The organism is Streptosporangium sp. NPDC048886, assembly GCF_055586905.1.
In genome coordinates, this window is record NZ_JBVJHH010000059.1 from 23,213 (window position 1) to 42,377 (window position 19,165).

General features: G+C 72.2%; 21 protein-coding genes. 11 read left to right on the plus strand and 10 right to left on the minus strand.

Features of this window, described 5'->3' with window-relative positions:
- Positions 1-45 precede the first annotated feature (45 nt).
- Positions 46-2,619, plus strand: coding sequence for a collagenase (locus ACZ6R6_RS44030; RefSeq protein ID WP_470102922.1), 2,574 nt, complete (start codon positions 46-48; stop codon positions 2,617-2,619).
- 193 nt (positions 2,620-2,812) lie between these two features.
- Here the strand turns inward: ACZ6R6_RS44030 and ACZ6R6_RS44035 are convergent, their stop codons facing one another.
- Complete coding sequence (locus tag ACZ6R6_RS44035; RefSeq protein ID WP_470102924.1) at positions 2,813-2,995, minus strand: hypothetical protein; 183 nt, start codon at positions 2,993-2,995, stop codon at positions 2,813-2,815.
- A 5-nt stretch (positions 2,996-3,000) separates the two neighbouring features.
- Positions 3,001-3,249 (minus strand): hypothetical protein, encoded by a 249-nt coding sequence (locus ACZ6R6_RS44040; protein WP_306858469.1) that lies wholly within the window; start codon positions 3,247-3,249, stop codon positions 3,001-3,003.
- A gap of 412 nt (positions 3,250-3,661) precedes the next feature.
- On the opposite strand from ACZ6R6_RS44040, the gene ACZ6R6_RS44045 reads away from it, so the two are divergent.
- Positions 3,662-4,834 carry an SEL1-like repeat protein gene (locus ACZ6R6_RS44045; protein ID WP_470102926.1) on the plus strand — a complete coding sequence of 391 codons (1,173 nt, stop codon included), beginning with the start codon at positions 3,662-3,664 and terminating at the stop codon, positions 4,832-4,834.
- Between the two features lie 88 nt (positions 4,835-4,922).
- On the opposite strand, the gene ACZ6R6_RS44050 is transcribed toward ACZ6R6_RS44045, so the two are convergent.
- The 7 genes from ACZ6R6_RS44050 to ACZ6R6_RS44080 all read right to left on the minus strand — a co-directional run bounded on the left by ACZ6R6_RS44050 (position 4,923) and on the right by ACZ6R6_RS44080 (position 11,234).
- Positions 4,923-5,315, minus strand: a complete 393-nt coding sequence (locus ACZ6R6_RS44050; RefSeq protein ID WP_470102928.1) for a DUF6463 family protein — start codon at positions 5,313-5,315, stop codon at positions 4,923-4,925.
- Complete coding sequence (locus tag ACZ6R6_RS44055) at positions 5,312-5,866, minus strand: TetR/AcrR family transcriptional regulator (RefSeq protein ID WP_451934149.1); 555 nt, start codon at positions 5,864-5,866, stop codon at positions 5,312-5,314. The genes ACZ6R6_RS44050 and ACZ6R6_RS44055 overlap by 4 nt, the downstream gene beginning before the upstream one ends.
- 149 nt (positions 5,867-6,015) lie before the next feature.
- Positions 6,016-6,417 (minus strand): VOC family protein, encoded by a 402-nt coding sequence (locus tag ACZ6R6_RS44060; RefSeq protein WP_470102930.1) that lies wholly within the window; start codon positions 6,415-6,417, stop codon positions 6,016-6,018.
- 225 nt (positions 6,418-6,642) lie between these two features.
- A complete protein-coding gene (locus ACZ6R6_RS44065; RefSeq protein ID WP_470102932.1) occupies positions 6,643-7,758 on the minus strand; it encodes a methyltransferase in 1,116 nt (371 codons plus the stop codon).
- Between the two features lie 306 nt (positions 7,759-8,064).
- A complete protein-coding gene (locus ACZ6R6_RS44070; RefSeq protein ID WP_470102934.1) occupies positions 8,065-8,418 on the minus strand; it encodes a VOC family protein in 354 nt (117 codons plus the stop codon).
- Between the two features lie 121 nt (positions 8,419-8,539).
- Positions 8,540-9,415: a universal stress protein gene (locus tag ACZ6R6_RS44075; RefSeq protein WP_470102935.1), complete on the minus strand. Its 876-nt coding sequence runs from the start codon at positions 9,413-9,415 to the stop codon at positions 8,540-8,542.
- A 595-nt stretch (positions 9,416-10,010) separates the two neighbouring features.
- A complete protein-coding gene (locus tag ACZ6R6_RS44080) occupies positions 10,011-11,234 on the minus strand; it encodes a beta-ketoacyl-[acyl-carrier-protein] synthase family protein (RefSeq protein ID WP_470102936.1) in 1,224 nt (407 codons plus the stop codon).
- 418 nt (positions 11,235-11,652) lie between these two features.
- Between ACZ6R6_RS44080 and ACZ6R6_RS44085 the strand changes: the two genes are divergently transcribed.
- The 6 genes from ACZ6R6_RS44085 (at position 11,653) to ACZ6R6_RS44110 (ending at position 17,817) form a co-directional block, all read left to right on the plus strand.
- Positions 11,653-12,519, plus strand: coding sequence for a universal stress protein (locus ACZ6R6_RS44085; RefSeq protein WP_470102937.1), 867 nt, complete (start codon positions 11,653-11,655; stop codon positions 12,517-12,519).
- Positions 12,520-12,643: 124 nt separating this feature from the next.
- Positions 12,644-13,309: a CBS domain-containing protein gene (locus ACZ6R6_RS44090; RefSeq protein ID WP_470102938.1), complete on the plus strand. Its 666-nt coding sequence runs from the start codon at positions 12,644-12,646 to the stop codon at positions 13,307-13,309.
- A 13-nt stretch (positions 13,310-13,322) separates the two neighbouring features.
- Positions 13,323-14,321 (plus strand): Acg family FMN-binding oxidoreductase, encoded by a 999-nt coding sequence (locus tag ACZ6R6_RS44095; RefSeq protein WP_470102940.1) that lies wholly within the window; start codon positions 13,323-13,325, stop codon positions 14,319-14,321.
- A 19-nt stretch (positions 14,322-14,340) separates the two neighbouring features.
- Positions 14,341-15,207: a universal stress protein gene (locus tag ACZ6R6_RS44100; protein WP_470102941.1), complete on the plus strand. Its 867-nt coding sequence runs from the start codon at positions 14,341-14,343 to the stop codon at positions 15,205-15,207.
- A 137-nt stretch (positions 15,208-15,344) separates the two neighbouring features.
- Positions 15,345-15,986, plus strand: coding sequence for an acyl-CoA-like ligand-binding transcription factor (locus tag ACZ6R6_RS44105; protein ID WP_470102944.1), 642 nt, complete (start codon positions 15,345-15,347; stop codon positions 15,984-15,986).
- Positions 15,987-16,239: 253 nt separating this feature from the next.
- Entirely contained in the window at positions 16,240-17,817 is a 1,578-nt protein-coding gene (locus ACZ6R6_RS44110) for an MDR family MFS transporter (protein ID WP_470102945.1), read from the plus strand.
- Positions 17,818-17,899: 82 nt separating this feature from the next.
- Here ACZ6R6_RS44110 and ACZ6R6_RS44115 read toward each other — a convergent pair whose 3' ends face one another.
- Positions 17,900-18,250, minus strand: coding sequence for a DUF3073 domain-containing protein (locus tag ACZ6R6_RS44115; RefSeq protein WP_470102947.1), 351 nt, complete (start codon positions 18,248-18,250; stop codon positions 17,900-17,902).
- A 71-nt stretch (positions 18,251-18,321) separates the two neighbouring features.
- Between ACZ6R6_RS44115 and ACZ6R6_RS44120 the strand changes: the two genes are divergently transcribed.
- From ACZ6R6_RS44120 to ACZ6R6_RS44130, 3 genes are read left to right on the plus strand one after another with little or no spacing between them, the layout of a single operon-like run.
- Positions 18,322-18,570, plus strand: a complete 249-nt coding sequence (locus ACZ6R6_RS44120) for a hypothetical protein (RefSeq protein WP_306858484.1) — start codon at positions 18,322-18,324, stop codon at positions 18,568-18,570.
- A 2-nt stretch (positions 18,571-18,572) separates the two neighbouring features.
- A complete protein-coding gene (locus ACZ6R6_RS44125) occupies positions 18,573-18,908 on the plus strand; it encodes an ArsR/SmtB family transcription factor (protein ID WP_470102950.1) in 336 nt (111 codons plus the stop codon).
- A 26-nt stretch (positions 18,909-18,934) separates the two neighbouring features.
- Positions 18,935-19,123, plus strand: coding sequence for a hypothetical protein (locus tag ACZ6R6_RS44130; protein ID WP_470102951.1), 189 nt, complete (start codon positions 18,935-18,937; stop codon positions 19,121-19,123).
- Positions 19,124-19,165: the final 42 nt, after the last annotated feature.

A 19,165-nucleotide genomic window follows, 5' to 3' on the forward strand; every position in this document is an offset into this window, starting at 1 on the left:
AGCCCAACCTCGCATCCCGTCGTGGATACCCCCCGGAGGTTTTAATTGAGAACCACGCCGTCCCCCCGCGAGTTCGGCAGGCGCCTGCCGGCGCTGCTCGCACCCGTCCTCGCCCTGGGGCTCGTCCTCCAGCCGCTGGCGGCCTCGCCCGCGAGCGCCGCCCCGTCCGGGACCGCCGCCGCACCCAACGGCGCCGTCACGGGCCCCCCGCCCGTCGGAGCGGACCCCGCCGGCGGCGAGACGCCGCACGTCCAGGCGTCCCCGCAGAAGGTCAAGGAGCGCCGGCCGCTGCCCGCCTCGACGGACGCCCTGCGGCACGACGAGGACGAGCCCGCATCCGCACCGGAGCATCCGAGGCCCTCGGCCACCGGCCGGACGGCCAAGGCGGCGGCCGCGTGCAACATCGGTGACTTCACCAGCCGGTCCGGGAGCGCCCTCGTCCAGCAGATCAAGGCCTCGACCACCGACTGCGTCAACACCCTGTTCCGCCTGGCCGGCAGCGACGCCTACTACGCCTTCCGCGAGTCGCAGATGACCAGCGTCGCGTACGCGCTGCGCGACAACGCCGTCTCCTACCCGGGGGACAACAGCACGAGCACCGCCCAGCTCGTGCTGTACCTGCGCGCCGGCTACTACGTGCAGTGGTACGACCCCTCCACGGTGGGGGCCTACGGGCCCGCCCTGAAGACCGCCATCCAGTCCGGCCTCGACGGCTTCTTCGGCAACTCCCGCTCCTCGACCGTCAACGACGCCAACGGCGAGATCCTCGCCGAGGCCGTCACCCTGATCGACAGCGCCCAGGAGAACGACCGCTACCTCAACGTCGTCAAGCGCCTGCTCAACGGCTACGACACCTCCTACGACGCCCACTGGTGGATGCTCAACGCGGTCAACAACGTCTACACGGTGCTCTTCCGCGGCCACCAGGTCCCGGCGTTCGTCAGCACGGTCAAGGCGGACCCGAGCGTCATCGACACCCTCAACACCTTCGCGCTGAACCACCTCGGCCTGCTCGGCACCGAGCGCTCCTTCCTGACCGCCAACGCCGGCCGGGAGCTCGGCCGCTTCCTCCAGTACGCCACGCTGCAGACCAAGATCCGGCCGATGGCCAAGGACCTGCTCGGCCGCAGCAACATCACCGGCGCCACCGCCCCCCTCTGGGTCAGCGTGGCCGAGATGGCCGACTACTACGACAAGGCCAACTGCTCCTCCTACGGCACCTGCGACCTCCAGCAGCTCCTCGCGCGGCACGTGCTGCCCGTCAACTACACCTGCGGCACCAGCATCAAGATCCGCGCCCAGGAGATGACGTCGGCGCAGCTGGCCGAGAGCTGCCGGAGCCTCACCGACCAGGACGCCTACTTCCACGGCGTCGCCAAGGACGGCAACCGTCCGGTCGACGGCGACAACAACACCACCATCGAGGTCTGCGTCTTCGACTCCAGCACCGACTACCAGACCTACGCCGGCGCGATGTTCGGCATCGACACCAACAACGGCGGGATGTACCTGGAGGGCAACCCGTCCGCCGCGGGCAACCAGCCCCGCTTCATCGCCTACGAGGCCGAGTGGGTGCGGCCCGACTTCCAGATCTGGAACCTCAACCACGAGTACACCCACTACCTCGACGGCCGGTTCAACATGCACGGCGACTTCAAGGCCGGCGTCGCCACCCCCACCATCTGGTGGATCGAGGGCTTCGCCGAGTACGTCTCCTACTCCTACCGCAAGGTCGCCTACGACGCCGCGATCACCGAGGCGGCCAAGCAGACCTACGCCCTCAGCACGCTGTGGAACACCACCTACGACCACGACACGACCCGCATCTACCGCTGGGGCTACCTGGCGGTGCGCTACATGCTGGACAAGCACCCCGGTGACGTCGCCACCGTCCTCGGCCACTACCGGACCGGCGCCTGGGACTCCGCCCGGACCTTCCTGACCACGACGATCGGCAGCCGCTACGACAGCGACTGGCGGACCTGGCTGGCGGCGTGCGCGGCGGGCGGCTGCACGGGCGGCGGCGGCAACCAGGCGCCCCAGGCGGCCTTCACCTTCACCGCCGACGGCCTCGCGGTGAACTTCACCGACACCTCGACCGACTCCGACGGGACGATCGCCTCGCGCCGGTGGGACTTCGGCGACGGCGCCTCGTCGACCTCGGCCAACCCCTCCCACACCTACACCACCGCCGGCACCTACACGGTGAAGCTGACCGTCACCGACAACGGAGGCACCACCGCCGCCGCCAACCAGCAGGTCACGGTCACCTCGGGCGGATCCACCACCCCCGAATGCACCTCCAGCAGGACCGACGAGCTCGGCCGCAACTGCCAGCGCGGCAACCTGTCGGCCCCCGCCGGTGACTACCGATACCTCTACCTCTACGTCCCGGCGGGCACCGCCAAGCTGACCATCACCTCGTCGGGCGGCACCGGCAACGCCGACCTCTACTACAACCCCACCAACTGGGCCAGCACGTCGGCCCACACCCACCGCTCGACCAACTCGGGCAACGGCGAGACCCTGACCATCACCAACCCCCCGACCGGCTACAACTACATCAGCCTCCACGCGGCCCAGAGCTTCTCCGGGGCCGCAGTCAAGGTCCAATACTGACCCCGCCGTGAACACGCGCCGCGCCGCCGTACCGGATCCAGACGTCCGGTACGGCGGCGCGGCGCTGCCGCCGTGGCGCTGCCCGGCGGCCGGCGGCACGCTGTCCCGGCCGCCTCGACGAGGTCGCCGCCCGTGTCGCGGCGGCCGGGGCGGCAGGCCCTCTCCGCTCCGCACGATGATCCGGACGGAACGCCTAGTCGCCGTCGCGGCGGTCGTCGAGCAGGCGGGGGAGGATGCCCATGGCGGCCCCGCCCGCCGCTCCGGCGCTCAGCAGGGCGGTGGGCCAGGGCGCGCCGGCCGCCAGGGTGAGCGCGCAGGCGATCGCCGCCACCAGCACGGTGACGGTGAGGAGAAGGAGCACGGGCGTCGAGAACATCGGTTTCACTCCTGCGGTGGCACCGGCGGGTGGCCGGTGGCGGTCTGCTCGTCTGCCCAGAACGCGATGAGCTCGGCCTCGCTGAGCTGATCGGCGGGGCGGTTGGGCGGGACCCGCCCGGTGGCCAGTGCCCACGTCGTCACCAGGAGGATCAGCAACTGGTCGTCGCCGTGGACCCAGGGCGCCGGCGGGTGGCCCGGCCGATCGCCGGTGGCGCGGAGAAAGGCATGCGGACCAGCGGCGGTGCACGGCATGGGCTCTCGCCTCCATCATCGGCGGTCGGGGTGCGGCACCAACGATGCGGCAGCGGCCGGCCCGCTGCCACCGCTCCAAACATCTCCGGACGACCCCGGGCGGGCCGGCCGCCCGGCGGGACGGGAGCGCTTCCACGTGACGGAGGGCCGGCCCGGCGTCCGGTGCCGCCCGCCGGGGTCCGGGATCCTCCGATCCCGTCCGGCCCCGGCCGGGCTCCTCACCGATCTCATCCGGACTTATCCGGAAACATCCGGGCCAGCCCCGGCGCGTCCGGTGCCTCACTCCAGGTCGTCTGTCCGTTATTCCGGACGAAGTGGGATATGCGATCTAGCCCGCTTGACCATCCGTTAATGCGAATATGACTCCCGTTACCTCTTGTAGATCGTGGATCACTCATTTCCGGCTGGGGCGATGGTTGAACAACATCGCGTTGCGGCGCGCTGCGCCTTCATCGAGCAGCTCAACGAGCTGTGCGAGCTGGCTGGCTCCCCAACGCTGGCTGAACTGCGCAGGCTGTCGGTGCGCGTCGATGGTGGCGGTGGCCGACGCAGGGAACTGGCGGAGAGCACCACGAACGACATCCTGACCGGCAAGCGGAAGCGGGTCCCGGACTGGTCGTGGGTGGCCTCGTTCGTGATCGCCTGTCATATGGCGGCCGAGGAGACCCACCTCGACGTCCGGGAGCTGGGCAGCCTCCAGGACTGGAACGCTCGGTGGCGGGCCGCCCGCGCTCCTCTGCCGTCTCCCGCCGGCTCGGCGCCCGCCGGGACAGGGGCGGCCGCGCAGGCCGTGCCGTCCGCCGTGCCGCGGACCGTGCCGCCGGTCGAGCCGTATGCGGCGCTGTCCGCCGTGCCACCGGTCGAGCCGTATGCGGCGCTGTCCGCCGTGCCGTATGCCGAGCCGCCGGTCGAGCTGTACGCGACGCCGTCCGCCATGCCGTCCGCCATGCCGTCCGCGGGCAGGAGGACGGCCCGGCCCCAGGCCGCCGCGAGCGCGCCGCCGCCGATGTCCGGGCCGACCCAGCGCCATTTGGAGATCTACGGCAGGACCGGTGCCCGGCTGCTGCAGCGGACCGACGCCGACGACGGCCGGGCCTGCATGCGCCTGGCGGTCATCGCCCTGCTGCGGGACTGGCCTGAGGAGGCCCATCAGTGGCTGCGCCGGGCCAACGACGCCGGTCACGCCGACGCGCCGGGCCTGTTCAACCATCCGCACCGGTGCGCGGCCGCCGCCGAGCTCGCCTACCGCTACGGCCGCGAGTACCAGAGCGCGACCCCGGCCCAGGTCAGCGTCGCGATGTTCTTCTACCGGCTGGCCGGCGAGTGCGGACATGCCGAGGCCGCCTACGAGCTCGCGATGATCCATCAGCGCCAGGACGAGGACTGGGCGGCCGCGGCCTGGTTCAACCGCGCGGCCGGCCACGGTCACCCGCACGCCGCCGCCAAGTTCAACGGCGTCTCGGCGCAGATCAGCCACGCGCCCTGGAACGCGGACGGAGTGCTGCCGGTCGGCCTGATCGAGGCGCCCACCGCGGTGCTGCGCCCGCCGTCGGCGACCGGTGAGCCTCCCGTGGCCCTTTCCTGACCGGTGTCCGCGGCCGTCACCGCCGGGGCCGCCGGGCCCGGGGCGAGACGGCCGCCCCGGGCGGCGGGCCCGGGAGTCCCGCGCTCCCTCAGCCGGTCTCCTGCGGCGGGCGGCGGGCGGCGACCAGGGCGAGCACGCCGATGACGGGCAGCACCCAGCTGCCGGTGACCGGGAAGTAGATGACGCACAACGGCACGCCGATCACCAGCAGGTACCACCCGACCTGCGCGGGCAGCCGCCCGGTCGCCCGGACCACGGACCGGCTGAGCGTACCCATCGCCAGGAGTGCGGCACCCCCCGTCAGGAACCACACGCTCGCCTCGCGCGGCCAGTATCCGGCGGCGCCGGTGTCGACGACGGTGCTGAGGAACCCGTCGCCGGCGATCTCGGACCAGGCGTTGGGCTGGGCGAAGGCCCAGACGAAGTGGAGCACCGCCGTCGCGATGATCAGTCGTGGCACCCAGCGGGTCAGCCCGTTCATCCGTCTTTCCCGTCATCCGGCATCAGGCGCATCGCCAGCTCGTAGACGTCGCGCAGCTCTTCGGCGGGCACCGGCGGGGCGATCTGCCCGGCCCCGATCAGTATCAGATACAGCATGCGGGCCATCGGGAGGGCGTCCGCCTCGGCGCCTCCGGCCTCGTGCCACAGCGACCGCAGGTAGTCGATGCGCAGCCGGTCGACCAGCTCCTGCGTCGCGCGCACCTCCGTATCCTGCAGCGCCCAGGCGCGGATGGCCGGCTCCGGATCGCCCGATCCCTTCTCGTCGGCCAGGACCAGCTCCAGGAGGCGGTCCAGCCTGGCCCGGACGGAGCCGCCGGCGTGCTCCACCGCGTCGATGTAGCGGGTGGTGTGCTGGGCCGCGAAATGCCGCAGCAGCTCGGTCTTGAACCCGGCCATGCCTTTGAAGTGGTGGTAGAAGGAACCCTTGGTCAGGCCGAGCCGCCCGCACAGCAGCTCCACGGTCAGCGCGGGCGCCCCCTCCTCGCCCAGCACGCCGAGTCCCTCCTCCAGCCAGTCGTGTCTGCTCGCCAATGTCTCCGCTCCTCCGTCGATCAAGCACCAGAACCGTACCATACGGTATGGTATGGCGCTGATGCCGGGTCTGGCGCCCCGCGGGCATCGTGCCGGGGTCCGGCGGCATCCCGGGCCGGCCGTACCGGTCGGTCCGGAGAGGGTCCGCCTCAGCGCACGGGCTGGCCGATGCCCAGGAGGTTGCCCTCGCTGTCGCGGAACCAGGCGGCCCGCTCGCCGACGCCGGCCGAGGGATAGTTCCCCTCGACGTGGGCGATGCCGCCGACCGTCCGCAGGCCGGGCAGGTCGACCTCCTCGAAGACCACGCCCCTGCTCCGCAGCCGCTCGACCACGGCCTCGATGTCGTCGACCTCCCACGCCATCTGGGTGTGGTCGCCCGAGGCCGCCCCCGCCGACGCGAACAGCGCGAACCGGCCGCCGCCGCACCGGTAGAGCAGGCCGCCGGGCCGCTCCTCGACGGGTTCGAGACCGAGCTTGTCCGCGTAGAACGCCCTGGCCCGCTGGAGGTCCTGGGCCGGGAGCCGGGTGGCGACGGGGCTGTCGTTGAGCATGTGACGACTCTGTCACGGCGGAGTCCGGATCACCACGCCAATCGCCGCCGGGCGGATCAGCCGGACGCGGCGCCTGGAGGGTCATGCCGGTTCAGCCGTCCCGGGACCGTTCCGGCATGCCGTACGGGCCCTGACCGGGCCGGACCCCGCCTCGCGCGGCCCCGCGCGTACGGCACGGCGCCGGAGCCGGGCGAGGGGAGTCCGGCCGATCAGGGACCGGTCCGGTCAGGGGCCCGCGCCGAGCCGCCACAGGGACGTGACCTCGGCGGCGCGGGCCGTGTGGAGGGGGTCGGTCCCGTCGAAGGCGCGTGGGTGTCTCGGCCGCGCCTCCAGCCGGTCCACGACCCGCAGACCCGCGGTCTCGAAGGCGGACAGGAGCTCGGCGCGGGTCCGCAGGGCAAGGTGTTCGGCCAGGTCCGACAGGATCAGCCAGCCCTCGCCGTCCGGTTCCAGGTGCCCGGCGAGCCCGTTCAGGAAGCCGCGCAGCATGCGGCCGCCGGGATCGTAGACCGCGCGGTCGAGGGGCGAGGCGGGCTCGGCCGGGATCCACGGCGGGTTGCAGACGACGAGCGGCGCGCGGCCGGGTGGGAAGAGGTCCGCGTGCACGACGTCGACCCGGCCGGCCAGGCCCAGCCGTTCGAGGTTGTCGCGGGCACAGGCCAGGGCGCGCGGGTCCTGGTCCGTGGCCACGAGGCGCTCGACGCCCCTGCGGGCGAGGACTGCGGCGAGCACGCCTGTTCCGGTGCCGATGTCGAAGGCCCTGGAGCGCGAGGCGAGCGGCGCCCGGGCCACCAGGTCGACGTACTCGCCGCGGGTCGGTGAGAAGACGCCGTAGTGCGGATGGACGCGGTCGCCCAGCGCGGGCACCTCGACGCCCCTGCGGCGCCATTCGTGTGCCCCGGCGATGCCCAGCAGCTCGCGCAGCGAGGTCACCGACGGCCCCGCCGCCGGACCGTAGACCTCCACGCAGGCCTGTCGCACGTCCGGGGCGCGCCGCAGGGGAACGGTGTAGTCATGATCGAGCGGCACCAGCAGCCTGCCCAGCGTGCGGGCGCGCCGGGAGCGCGCCTGGCGGTGCAGATGGAAGGCGTGGGCCGGGGACCGGGCGGGAACGCGCGGACGGCGCCCGGCGCGCCGTGCCATGGCGCGCAGGAGTAGGCGGGCGTTGTGGAAGTCGCCGCGCCACAACAGCGCGGTGCCCTCGCGGGCCAGACGGTAGGCGGTGTCGGCGGTGAGGCGGTCATCGGCGGTCACCACGCGGGTGGGTGGCGGCGAGCCGTTCTCGGAACGCCAGCGGGCGGACCGGGCTCCGCCGTCTTCGGTCCAGCAGACCTTGAGCACTCAGGCTCCTCATGATCGAACCAGTGATGGTCATGAAGAGCACTCCGTCGCGGTGGATCAGCCTGTGGCGGCCTCCCGCGAGGGAGTGCGCGCCGAGGCGTCGCCGAGAACCATGCCGGGCGGTGGGAACGACATGATCAACCTCCTCGTGGGATCTGGAACCATCTCATACTAGGGCTTGCCGGCGGCTCGCATGATCGACCGGACACGGCCTGCCGCCGGCCCGCCGGCATCCTGCGCGGATGCCGCGCAACCGGCTCCCGTACGGCGAGACCACCACCTGGCCGCACCCCTCGGGCGGTGCCGTCAGGGGAGCGGTTCGAGGAACTCCAGCCGGTTGCCGTGGGGCTCTTCACTGTAGAAGCGCCGCATCCCCGGGAAGTCGTCGTCGAACACGACCGGGTAACCGGCCTCGCCCAACCGCCGGGCCCATCGGTCGAGGTCGCGGACCAGGAGGCCGGGGTGTGCCTTGCGCGCCGGCCGGAAGTCGGCTTCGACGCCGAGGTGCAACTCGATGCCGTGGCCACGGAACCAGCAGCCGCCGCGTGCGGCGAGCACGGGCGGCTTGGGGATCTCGGCCAGGCCGAGCACGCCCTCGTAGAACCCCCGCAACACCGATTCGCTGCCGGGCGGGCAGGCCAGCTGGACATGGTGGAGCATCACGCCTCCTCAGAAATACCTTGACATGAAGATACTTCTGCCAGGGTTCTGGACGGCGCCGCTCCGACGTGCCCCGGCGGGTGTCCGAGACGACGTGGTCGCCCGGTTCCGGCAGGCGCGTTCAGCTCCGGTAGGTGTGCGAGGCCGCGTGGTGGACGACGGCGACGGGCGCGCGGGCGTGCTGGACCAGGGCGTGCACGGGCGAACCGAAGAGTCTCGCCCTGCTGGGAGGGCCGACGACGACCAGCTCGGCGCCGTCCGAGGCGTCGATGAGCGCCTTGGCGGGATGCTCGTGCACGACGTGCTCGATGAGGGGCACGTCGGGAAAGCGCTCGCGCCAGCCGCTGATGGACTCGGCCAGCAGGCGGGCCTCCTCCTCGCCGACGCTCGTGATGTCGAAGACGAGCGGCTGCATGTCACCGGGTGCCCTGACGGCCGGGCGGGTCCAGGCGTGCACCGCCCGGAGCGGGACTCCCCGCCGTGCGGCCTCGCAGAAGGCGAACTCCAGGACGGGATCGCGGCCGGGGTGTCCGGTGACGCCGAGGACGACCTCCATGCCGCGCCCGGTGCGCGGCCGGCTCACGATCACCACGGGGCAGGGGGACCGGGCGGCGAGGTCATGGCCGACCGAGCCCAGCAGCAGCCCGGTGAATCCGCCCCGGCCCCGGCCGCCGACGACGACCAGCTGCGCGGTCTCGGCCGTGGCGGCGATCGCCTCGGCGGCGGCACCGTCAAGGATCTCGGTGGTGACCTCCAGGCTGGGGGCGCGGATGTGGGCCTGCTCGGCGGCCCGGCGGAGCAGCTCCCAGGAGGCGGTCTCCGCGGCCGGCCCCCAGTGGGCGGGCTGCGGGACGAGGGGGACGTCATAGGCCCAGCGGAGAGCGGCGTGCACGATGCGCAACAGCGCGCCCCTCAGCATGGCCTCCTCCGCCGCCCAGGTCACGGCCTGCATCGAGGACGCCGAGCCGTCGACGCCGACGACGACGGGGTCAGCCATGGCCGTCACCCCGAGTCTTTCTCCGCCGGTAGGGCGTGCCGCTCGTGGTGGCCGGGCCTGAGGCCGTGTGAGGTCATGTCCGTCACCTCGAGTCTTTCTCCGCCGGTAGGGCGTGCCGCTCGTGGTGGCCGGGCCTGAGGCCGTGTGAGGTCATGTCCCCGCCTCCTGTGTCCGGGTCCCCTCTCCCCATGCTCGCCCGCCCTCCGGCCGCCCGGGTAGGGGCGAAGGTCCCATGGGCCCGGGAACCGGCCGCTCCGGGCCCACCGGATCTTCGCCGCCGGGCGGGGCCAGAAGACGGGTGCACCCAGTCCGCCTGCCCCGCGAGGCGGCCCGCCCGGTCGCGGTCGTCGGATCCGCCCACGCCGGCCCGGCCCAACCGGGATCCCTGTCCAGGCCGGCGGGCCGGGTCGACCCGTTCGGAAGGCGGACCCGGTCAACCCGTTCGGAAGGCGGACCGGGAGAGCCCGTTCGGGAGGTGGGCCCGGGGAACCCTGTTCGGACGCGGATCCGGAGAACCCCGTTGGGGGCGGATCCGGTGCGTCCCGTTCGGGGACGGGCTCAAGGAACCCGTTCGGGGCGGGTCGGGGGAATCTGTTCAGGGAGCGGAGGTGAAGACCAGGGAGGCGTTGTGGCCGCCGAACCCGAAGGAGTTGGTCAGTGCCGCGTCCTGCCGCCCTCGTCGAGGCCGGCCGGTGACGATGTCGAGCTTGATCTCCGGGTCGAGATCGACCAGGTTGCGGGTGGCGGGGACGATCCCGTCGCGGATGGCGAGGATCGCGGAGATGGCCCCCATCGCCCCGGCGGCGCCGCACATGTGGCCGGTCATCGACTTGGTCGCGGTGACCGCCGGGTGCGTCCCGACCGCCTCGGCGATCGAGCGGGCCTCGGTCACGTCACCGGGCGGAGTGGAGGTGGCGTGGGCGTGCACGTGCCCGATGTCGAGCGCGTCCAGGCCGGCGGAGGCCAGGGCCAGCCGGATGGCGCGCACCTGCCCGTCGGAGTGGGCCGCGGTGATGTGGTGGGCGTCGGAGGTGACGCCCGCGCCGGCCAGCATCGCATGGACGCGGGCGCCGCGGGCCGCGGCGGACTCCGCGCGCTCCAGGACCACCAGGGCGGCCCCTTCGCCGAGGACGAACCCGTCCCGCGCGGCGTCGAAGGGGCGCGATGCCTCCTGGGGGGCGTCGTTGCGCGTGGAGAGTGCCCTGGCCTGGGCGAATCCGGCGATGGTGAGGGGATGGACGCACGCCTCGCTGCCGCCCGCGACGACGACGTCGGCGCGGCCGAGGCGGATGAGGTCCAGGCCCATCGCGATCGCCTCGGCGCCGGAGGCGCAGGCGCTCACCGGGGTGTGGGCGCCGCCGCGGGCGCCGAGCTCCATGCTGACCACGGCCGCGGGCCCGTTGGGCATCATCATGGGCACGGTGTAGGGCGAGACCCGCCGAGCTCCGGAGGTCTCCAGGATGTCGGCCTGGGCGAGGGTGCTCAGCAACCCGCCGACTCCGGTGCCGACGACCACCGCCAGGCGCTCCGGCTCCGTCTCGGGGGCTCCGGCGTCGGCCCACGCCTCACGTGCGGCGATCAGGGCGATCTGCTCGCAGCGGTCCAGCCGCCGGGCCTTGACCCGCCCGAGCACCTCCTCGGGCTCCACCCGTAGCCGGCCCGCGATCCGCACCGGCAGAGCGGCCGCCCACTCCTCCTCGATCAGGGTGATCCCGGACTGCCCGGCCAGCAGGGCGGCCCAGGTGGAGGTCACGTCACCGCCCAACGGTGTGGTGGCGCCCAGCCCCGTGACCGCCACATCAGCTCTGTCGACCGCCATCGGACAACCCCCTTCTCCGTGAGGCACCGCTCTGAGATGCCTCGCAAGCCGTTCGGTCCCGGATCCACGCTGCCAGCGCGTGGCCGTTCCCGTAGATGCCGCGGTCAACGAAGATTGCGCGCGAGGATTTGTCGGGAATCTCTCATGGTTCCGGCGCCGGAGTCGGGCACCATCGCGCCGTCCGCGCCGTCCGCGCCGTCCGCGCCGTCCGCGCCGTCCGCGCCGTCCGCGCCGTCCGCGCCGTCCGCGCCGTCCGCGCCGTCCGCGCCGTTCTCGCGGTCCTCGCCCTCCTCCTCGGCGCCGGGACCGCCCGGGACCGGTGGGCAGAGGCCGGAAGTCCCTGACGGCCGGGTCTTTCGGCCACTGTGGGAAACACCGGGAAAGGGTCGGATGGAAGGGGAGAAACGAGGAGGACGCCATGACAGCGCATGTAGTGGTGGGCACGGACGGCTCACCTTCCTCGCAGGTCACGGTCGGGTGGGCGGCCGCCGACGCCGCGCGGCGCGGATGCGCCCTGCGGATCGTCCATGTGTCCGGGCCGTGGACCTATGACATCCCGCTCCAGACCCCGCCCGGCTTCCGTGACTCCATGACCGAGCACTCCCGGGGCGTGCTGGAGGCCGCGGCCGGCCTGGCGCGCGAGCGGGCCCCACGGATCGAGGTGGAGACCGTGCTCGAAACCGGCCGGACGGTCGAGGTCCTCCGGCGCGAGGCCGAGGCGGCCGAACAGATCGTGGTGGGCCACCGGGGTCGCGGCGGATTCGCCGAACTGATGCTCGGATCGGTCTCCCTGGCCCTGGCCGGGCACACGGCCGCGCCGCTCGTGGTCGTCAGAGGTGAGCCGGAGCGGACCTACGACGAGGTCGTCGTGGGCTTCGAGGGCTCGGCCCACTCGGCGGCGGCCCTGGAATACGCCTTCGAGGAGGCCACCAGGCGCGGCGCCCGGCTGCACACGGTCCACACCTGGCAGATGCCCGTCACGGGGCAGGGGGCCACCGCCTACACGCCGCTGATCGAGGAGATCTTCGACACCGAGCGGCGCGTGGCGGCGGACATGCTCACTCCCTGGCGGGACAAGTACCCGCAGGTGGAAGTCACGCAGACGGCGGTCTGCGGGCATCCCGTCGCCGTCATCTGCGAGGCGTCGCGGAGCGCGGACCTGGCCGTCGTCGGCTCGCGCGGGCTGGGCCGGCTCGGCTCGGCCGTACTGGGCTCGGTCAGTCACGGGGTCCTGCACCACGCCCGGTGCCCCGTCGCGGTGGTCAGCGCCTGGGGCGGGACGTGAGGGACACGCGGGTCTCGCCGCCGGCCGGTCCGCGGACGGCGGACCGTAGGTCCTCCGCATCGGGGACTTTCGTCGCTGACGCGGCCGGCCGGGCTCCGGGAGGCTCGTAACGAGGAGGCCAATCATGAAGGTCATGGATGTCATGGGTGTCAGGGCCGTCGCGGTGCTGCCGGAGGCGTCCTTCACCGAGATCGTCGACGCCATGCGGCGTTTCAAGGTCGGCGCGGTCACCGTCATCGACGCCGGCGGGCGCCCCGTCGGCGTGGTCTCGGAGGATGACCTGCTGCTCAAGGAGATCGATCCCGACAGGCACACCGGCGGCGTCTTCGGCGGCCGCGGCAGGCGCGAGGAGCGCAGGAAGGCGGCCGGCGGCACGGCCGGGGAGATCATGACCACCCCCGCGATCACCGTCACCCCGGAGACCTCTGTCCGGGACGCGGCGCGGCTGATGCACCGGCACCGGATCAAGCAGCTGCCCGTGGTCGACACGGCCACCGGACGCGTCACCGGGATCGTCCACCAGAGCGATCTGCTGAAGGTCTTCACCCGTCCGGCCGACGAGATCGACCGCGAGGTCACTGAGGTCTGCGACCGGCTCGGCATCGACCGGCGGGAGCTGGCCGTCGGCGTCGAGACGGGTGTGATCACGCTGGCGGGACAGGTCGGCCGCCGCTCCCAGAGATCGCTTCTCGTCGCCGAGATCCGCCGGATCGACGGTGTTGTCGGCGTCAAGGGCGGCCTGACGTACCGCTCCGACGACCTGGTCCCTGTCTCGACCCCCTACCTGTGACGGAGGTGGGCACGTGAGCGCTCGCACGACCGAGGAGATCGCCTCGGTGATCCACACGGCGGTGCAGGCCGCCGTGTGGGCGCCGTCGGTGCACAACACCCAGCCGTGGTCCTTCGCCGTCGACGGAGAGGAGATCTCCCTGCGGGCCGACAGCGACAGGAAGCTGCGGCTCGGCGACCCCGCGGGCCGGGAGCTGCTGATCAGCTGCGGCGCCGCCCTGATGAACCTGCGGCTCGCGCTGCGCGTGCTCGGTTGCGAGGCGCGGGTGCGGGTGCTGCCCGACCCCGACCGTCCCGCCCTGCTGGCGACGGTGCGGATGGGGGAGGACGTCGCAGCCGACGAGCACACCCGGCTGCTGCACGGTGAGATCGAGCGCCGCCGCACCCACCGCGCCGGATTCACCGAGCTGCCCGTGCCGGACCGCCTCCTCGGAGCCCTCGTCTCCCAGGCCGGCGCCGAGAGGGCACGGCTGACCCCGGTCCGCTCCGAGGCCGCGGTCCGGGTGCTCGCCGCCCTCACCTGCGCCGCCCAGGACGTGCAGTCCCAGGACCGGCTGTTCACCCTGGAGATGATCAGTTGGGCCCAGCCGCCGGGAAGCTCCCGTAAGGAGGGGGTCCCGGCCGAGGGCTATCCCCGCGAGCCCAGGCGGACCCGCCCGCACTTCGCCCAGCGCGACTACGCCCACGGCCACCCGTGGGGCGGCGACACCGACCAGTTCTTCTCCGCCTCCACCGGGACCGTGGCGGTGCTGACCACGCCGGGGGACTCCCGCGAGGACTGGATCGCGGCCGGTCAGGCGCTGCAGCGCGTCCTGCTGCACGCCTCCGCCTACGACGTCGGCGCGGCCTTCCACACCCAGGCGCTGGAGATGCCCCACCTGCGGGAGTTCCTGCGGCAGGAACTGCTGTCCGGTGAACACCCCCAGATGATCATGCGTCTGGGCTACACCTCCAGCGCGGGCGGGGGCATCCGGCGGCCGGTCGCCGACGTGCTGCAAGAGCGCCGGCCGTAGTGACCGGAAGGGAGAGGTCATGATCCTGGTAGGAGTCGACGGCTCGCGGGCCGGCCTTGAGGCCGTGGGCTGGGCGGTGCGGGAGGCGGGCCTGCGCGGCGCCGGGTTGCGCATCGTACACATCATGCCGGTCTGGGCCTATGAGATGCCGCAGGGTGTCCCGCACGCCGCCGTGGGACAGTGGATGCGCGACGGGGCCACGTCCATGCTGACCGAGGCACTGAGGCGGGCGCGCGAGGAAGACGGCGACGTCGAGGCGGAGACCCTGCTGCTGCCGGGCGACCCCCGCCTCGGCCTGCTCAAGGCCGCCGAGCACGCCGAGCTCCTGGTGGTCGGCAGCCACGGGCTGGGCGGTTTCCGCGGCATGCTGCTCGGATCGGTCGCGCTGGGAGTGGCCGGGCGCGCCGCCTGCCCGGTGACCGTCGTCCGCGATCTGCCCGCGCACCTCCGCGGTGAGGTCGTCGTCGGCGTCGACGGCTCCCTGACCGGTGCGGCCGCCATCGGATTCGCCTTCGCCGAGGCGTCCGTGCGCGGCGCCGCTCTGCGGGCAGTCCACGCCTGGAGACGGCCCGCGGCCGGCGGCGGTCTCTTCACCCCGCAGGTCGCGCAGGAGATGGCCGGGGGCGAGCGACGCCAGTTGGCCGAGGCGCTGGCGGCCTGGAGCGGGTCCTATCCGGATGTCAAGCTCGTCGAGCAGGTGGAGCACGGGCACCCGGTGGACGTGTTGAAGGACGCCTCGGCGCAGGCGGACGTGCTGGTCGTGGGATCGCGTGGGCGCGGCGAGCTGGCCGGGCTGCTGCTGGGGTCGGTGAGCCACTCGCTGCTGCACCACGCCGCCTGTCCCCTCGCGGTGGTCCCCGCCGCGACATGTCCCCAGCATGTCTGACCGAGGGCTGTCCTCCCGGGGGGCCAGGAAGGAGGCGTGGGCGGGGAACAGCCGGACACGCCATTTCACTGTGTCGTATATCACTTCACGCTATGAAAACATGCAGAAGGTGAAAATTTTCGCATATGCTGCATGGTGTGACCATCGTGGATACGAGTGATCGGCCGGGCGCGGTCGACCTGGGCCGGCGGGACCGGAAGAAACAGGAGACGCGCGCAGCTCTGGAGCGGGCCGCTCTGGAGCTGGTCGCCGAGCGGGGCATCGGCGGGGTCACCGTGGAGGACATCAGCCAGGCCGTCGACGTCTCCTCGCGCACCTTCTTCAACTACTTCTCCTGCAAGGAAGAGGCGGTCACCGGAAAGGGGCCGGGGGCCGGCACGCAGATCGGCGAGATGATGAGGTCGGCGCCGGCGGAGCTGCCGGTCGTCGAGGTGCTGCGGCGGGCGCTGCGCGCCGAGGCGGACCAGATCCAGGCCCGGCAGGAGCAGTGGCTGCTGCGGTTGAAGGTGTTCGAGCAGAATCCGTCGCTGCTGCCCCGTCTCGTCGCCAACGGCGCCGAGGCCGAGCGGATGATCGCGGAGGCGGTCGCCGCGCGGATCGGCGCGGATCCGGTCGCGGACGGCTACCCGATCCTGGTCACGGCCGTGGCCTGGACGGCGTTCCGGGTCGCGATGATCCGCTGGAGCGCCGAGGGCGGAGGTCGCGAGCTGGGGGAGCTGCTCGATGAGGCCTTCGACCATCTGACGACGGGGCTGGCGGACCCCTCCTCTCCCGCCTGACCTCTCCCTCCTTCCATCAGGTCCCGTGACCCGTCAGGTTCCGTGACCCAACAGGTCCCGTGACCCGTCAGGTTCCGTGACCCGTAATGTCCCGTGACGCCCTCTTCCCGCCTGGTCCCGTCACGTCCGTCTCCCATCCGGCTCCGTCCCCGGCCGCACCACCCGGTGCCGGTCACACCACTGCCCTGTCACCCGTTCCAGGCCCGGCGCCCTTTCACGCCGGGTCCCCTGAAGCAAGAGAACCCGAGGAAGAATGACGACCACCAGTGTGCCGCCGGAAGCGGCCGTCGACGCCGCCGCGCGTCCCTCCCGCCGCAAGGTGCTGCAGGCGCTTTCCGGGCTGATGGTGGGCATGTTCGTGTCCATCCTGGCCTCCACCGTCGTGGCCAACGCGCTGCCGCGCATCATCACCGACCTGGGCGGCAGTCAGACCGTCTACACCTGGATCGTCACCGCCGAGCTGCTGGCGATGACGGCCACCGTGCCGCTGTGGGGCAAGATGGCCGACCTCTACAGCAAGAAGCTGTTGATCCAGCTCTCGCTGGGACTGTTCGTGGTGGGCTCGCTGATCGCGGGTCTCACGCCGAACGTGGAGATCCTGATCGTGAGCCGGGTGGTGCAGGGCGTCGGCGCCGGAGGCATGACCGCGCTGTCCATGATCGTGATGGCCGCGATGATCCCGCCCCGTGAGCTGGGCCGCTACGCCGGCATCTTCGGCGCCGTGTTCGGCGTCGGCACTGTCGCCGGGCCGCTGATCGGCGGCCTGCTGGTCGACACCTCCTGGCTGGGGTGGCGCTGGTGCTTCCTGATCGGCGTGCCGTTCACGATCCTGGCGATCGTGTTGCTGCAGCGCACCCTCAAACTGCCGGTCGTCCGGAAGCAGGTGAAGGTCGACTATCTCGGCGCCTTCCTCATCACCGCGGGCGTCTCGACGCTGCTGGTGTGGTCGTCGCTGGCGGGCAACCAGTTCGCCTGGGCCTCGGCGTGGACGGCCGGCCTGGTCGGCGCCGGAGTGCTCATCCTGGCCGCCGCGGTGTGGGTGGAGTCACGGGCGGCCGAGCCCATCATCCCGCTCGGCGTCTTCCGCAACCGCACGGTCGCGCTGGCCACCGTCGCCAGCGTGCTGGTTGGCGTCGCGATGTTCGGCGGGACGGTCTTCCTGTCGCAGTACTTCCAGGTGGCCCTGGGCAAGTCGCCGACCGTGGCGGGCCTGATGAGCCTGCCCATGATCTTCGGCCTGCTCGTCTCCTCCACCGTCGCCGGGCAGCTCATCACCAAGTGGGGCCGCTGGAAGGGGTTCCTGGTGGCGGGTGGCGTGATCATGCTGGCCGGCATGCTCCTGCTGTCCACGATCGGCGCCGACACCGGCGTCCCCGTGCTCTCGCTGTACATGGCGGTGCTCGGCGTCGGCGTCGGCATGCTCATGCAGAACCTGGTGCTCGCCGCGCAGAACGACGTCCCGGCCCACGACCTGGGCGTCACCACCTCCGTGCTGACGTTCTTCCGCAGCATGGGCGGCGCGGTCGGCGTCAGCGCCCTGGGCGCCGTGCTGGCCAACCGGGTCACCAGCCTGATGGCCGAGAAGCTCGGCCCGGTGGCGACCGCCTCCGGTGGCGAGCAGAGCCACGCCGTACCCGACATCTCCACGCTGCCCGCGCCGGTGGTGCGCGTGATCCAGGACGTCTACGCCACCGCCACCGCCGACCTGTTCCTCATCGGCGCCCCGCTGACCGCGCTCGCCCTCGTGGCGGTGCTGTTCATCAAGGAGAAGCCGCTCAACACCCTCACCGGTGACGAACGGCTCGCCCAGGAGAGCGCGGCCACGCACTGAGTGTGCGACCACCGACGTCTGGACGGACCCGGCCCGCCCCCCTGTGGAAGGGGGGCGGGCCGCAGGTCAGCCGGTCACCGACCTAGCCGCCGGGGGACCCGTCGGCGGGGTCTTCGGTCTCGGTCTCGGGCGCGGGATCGTCACCGGCGCCGAGCTCCCTGCGGAGCCGCTCAAGATCGATGTCGTGGGTGCCGTACTTCAGCTGGCGAGCCACCTTCGTCTGCTTCGCCTTGGCTCGACCCCGCCCCATTGGCTGCACTCCCTCTACGCACGCAGGCGTGCTCGACCTCTTGTCACAGTCGCGCTGCCGGCTGACGCAGCGTGACACCCTGGGCCGGCCCTGCCGCCGGCGGCCGTGCCCGGTGTGCCCCGCTCCGCCGCCGACCTGGTCCGGACCGGGAATCCGGGCCGGCTGAGCGACGTCCGAGAACATATCACTGCCGTCAGCTTACCTATAAACCTTACAATTTGAACAATTATGCAACTTGGCACATGATGAGTGTCGTGTATTCGCTGTTCGGGAGCCGAAGTTCACCTGATCTACGGGAAGCGGAAGGCCGGGGCGAGTTCGCGGCGCGGCTGCGGGCACGTGTCGACGAGGTCGACGCCGAGCTGCGGATCACGCGGCACGCCTTCGACGGCCAGGCGGTCGAGATCCTGTCCGGACGGCTGGAGAGCCTGCTACGCATCGCCGACCGGCACGGCATCGATGTGCGGTACGCGGGCGGCGGGCCCGCCGACGGGGCTGTGTGATCATGCCGGTGCCGCTCTATCAGGCCAAGGCCGACTTCTTCCGCACCCTCGGCCATCCGGTCCGCATCCAGGTGCTCGAACTGCTGCAGGACGGCCCGCTGCCCGTCCGTGATCTTCTGGCCGCGATCGACGTCGAGGCGTCCAGCCTGTCCCAGCAGCTGGCGGTGCTGCGCAGGGCCGGGATCGTGACCGCCACCCGCGAGGGGCCCACCGTCGTCTACGCCCTGTCCACCGCCGATGTGGCCGATCTGATGGTCGCCGCCCGGCGGATCCTGACCGAGCTGCTGGCGGGTCAGGGAGAACTGCTGGCCGAGCTGCGGGCGGAGGCCCGTGGATGAGCGCTCACCCCGACCCGAGGACCGCCGTGACCAGCCGGAAGAGGAAGACCCTCGAAGAGCGGATCGCCGACCGCCAGGCGCAGCGGCCCGCGCTGAAGGAGGGCAGCCAGTTCGAGCACGGGCCCGCGAAGTTCGTGTTCGTCTTCCTCATCGCGGTGGTCGTGCTGATCCACCTCGTCGGCCTGGCGGTCGTCATGGCATGGGATCTCGGCTGAAGCCGGCACGGGGATTCGGTCGAAGCCGGAGCGGAAATCAGT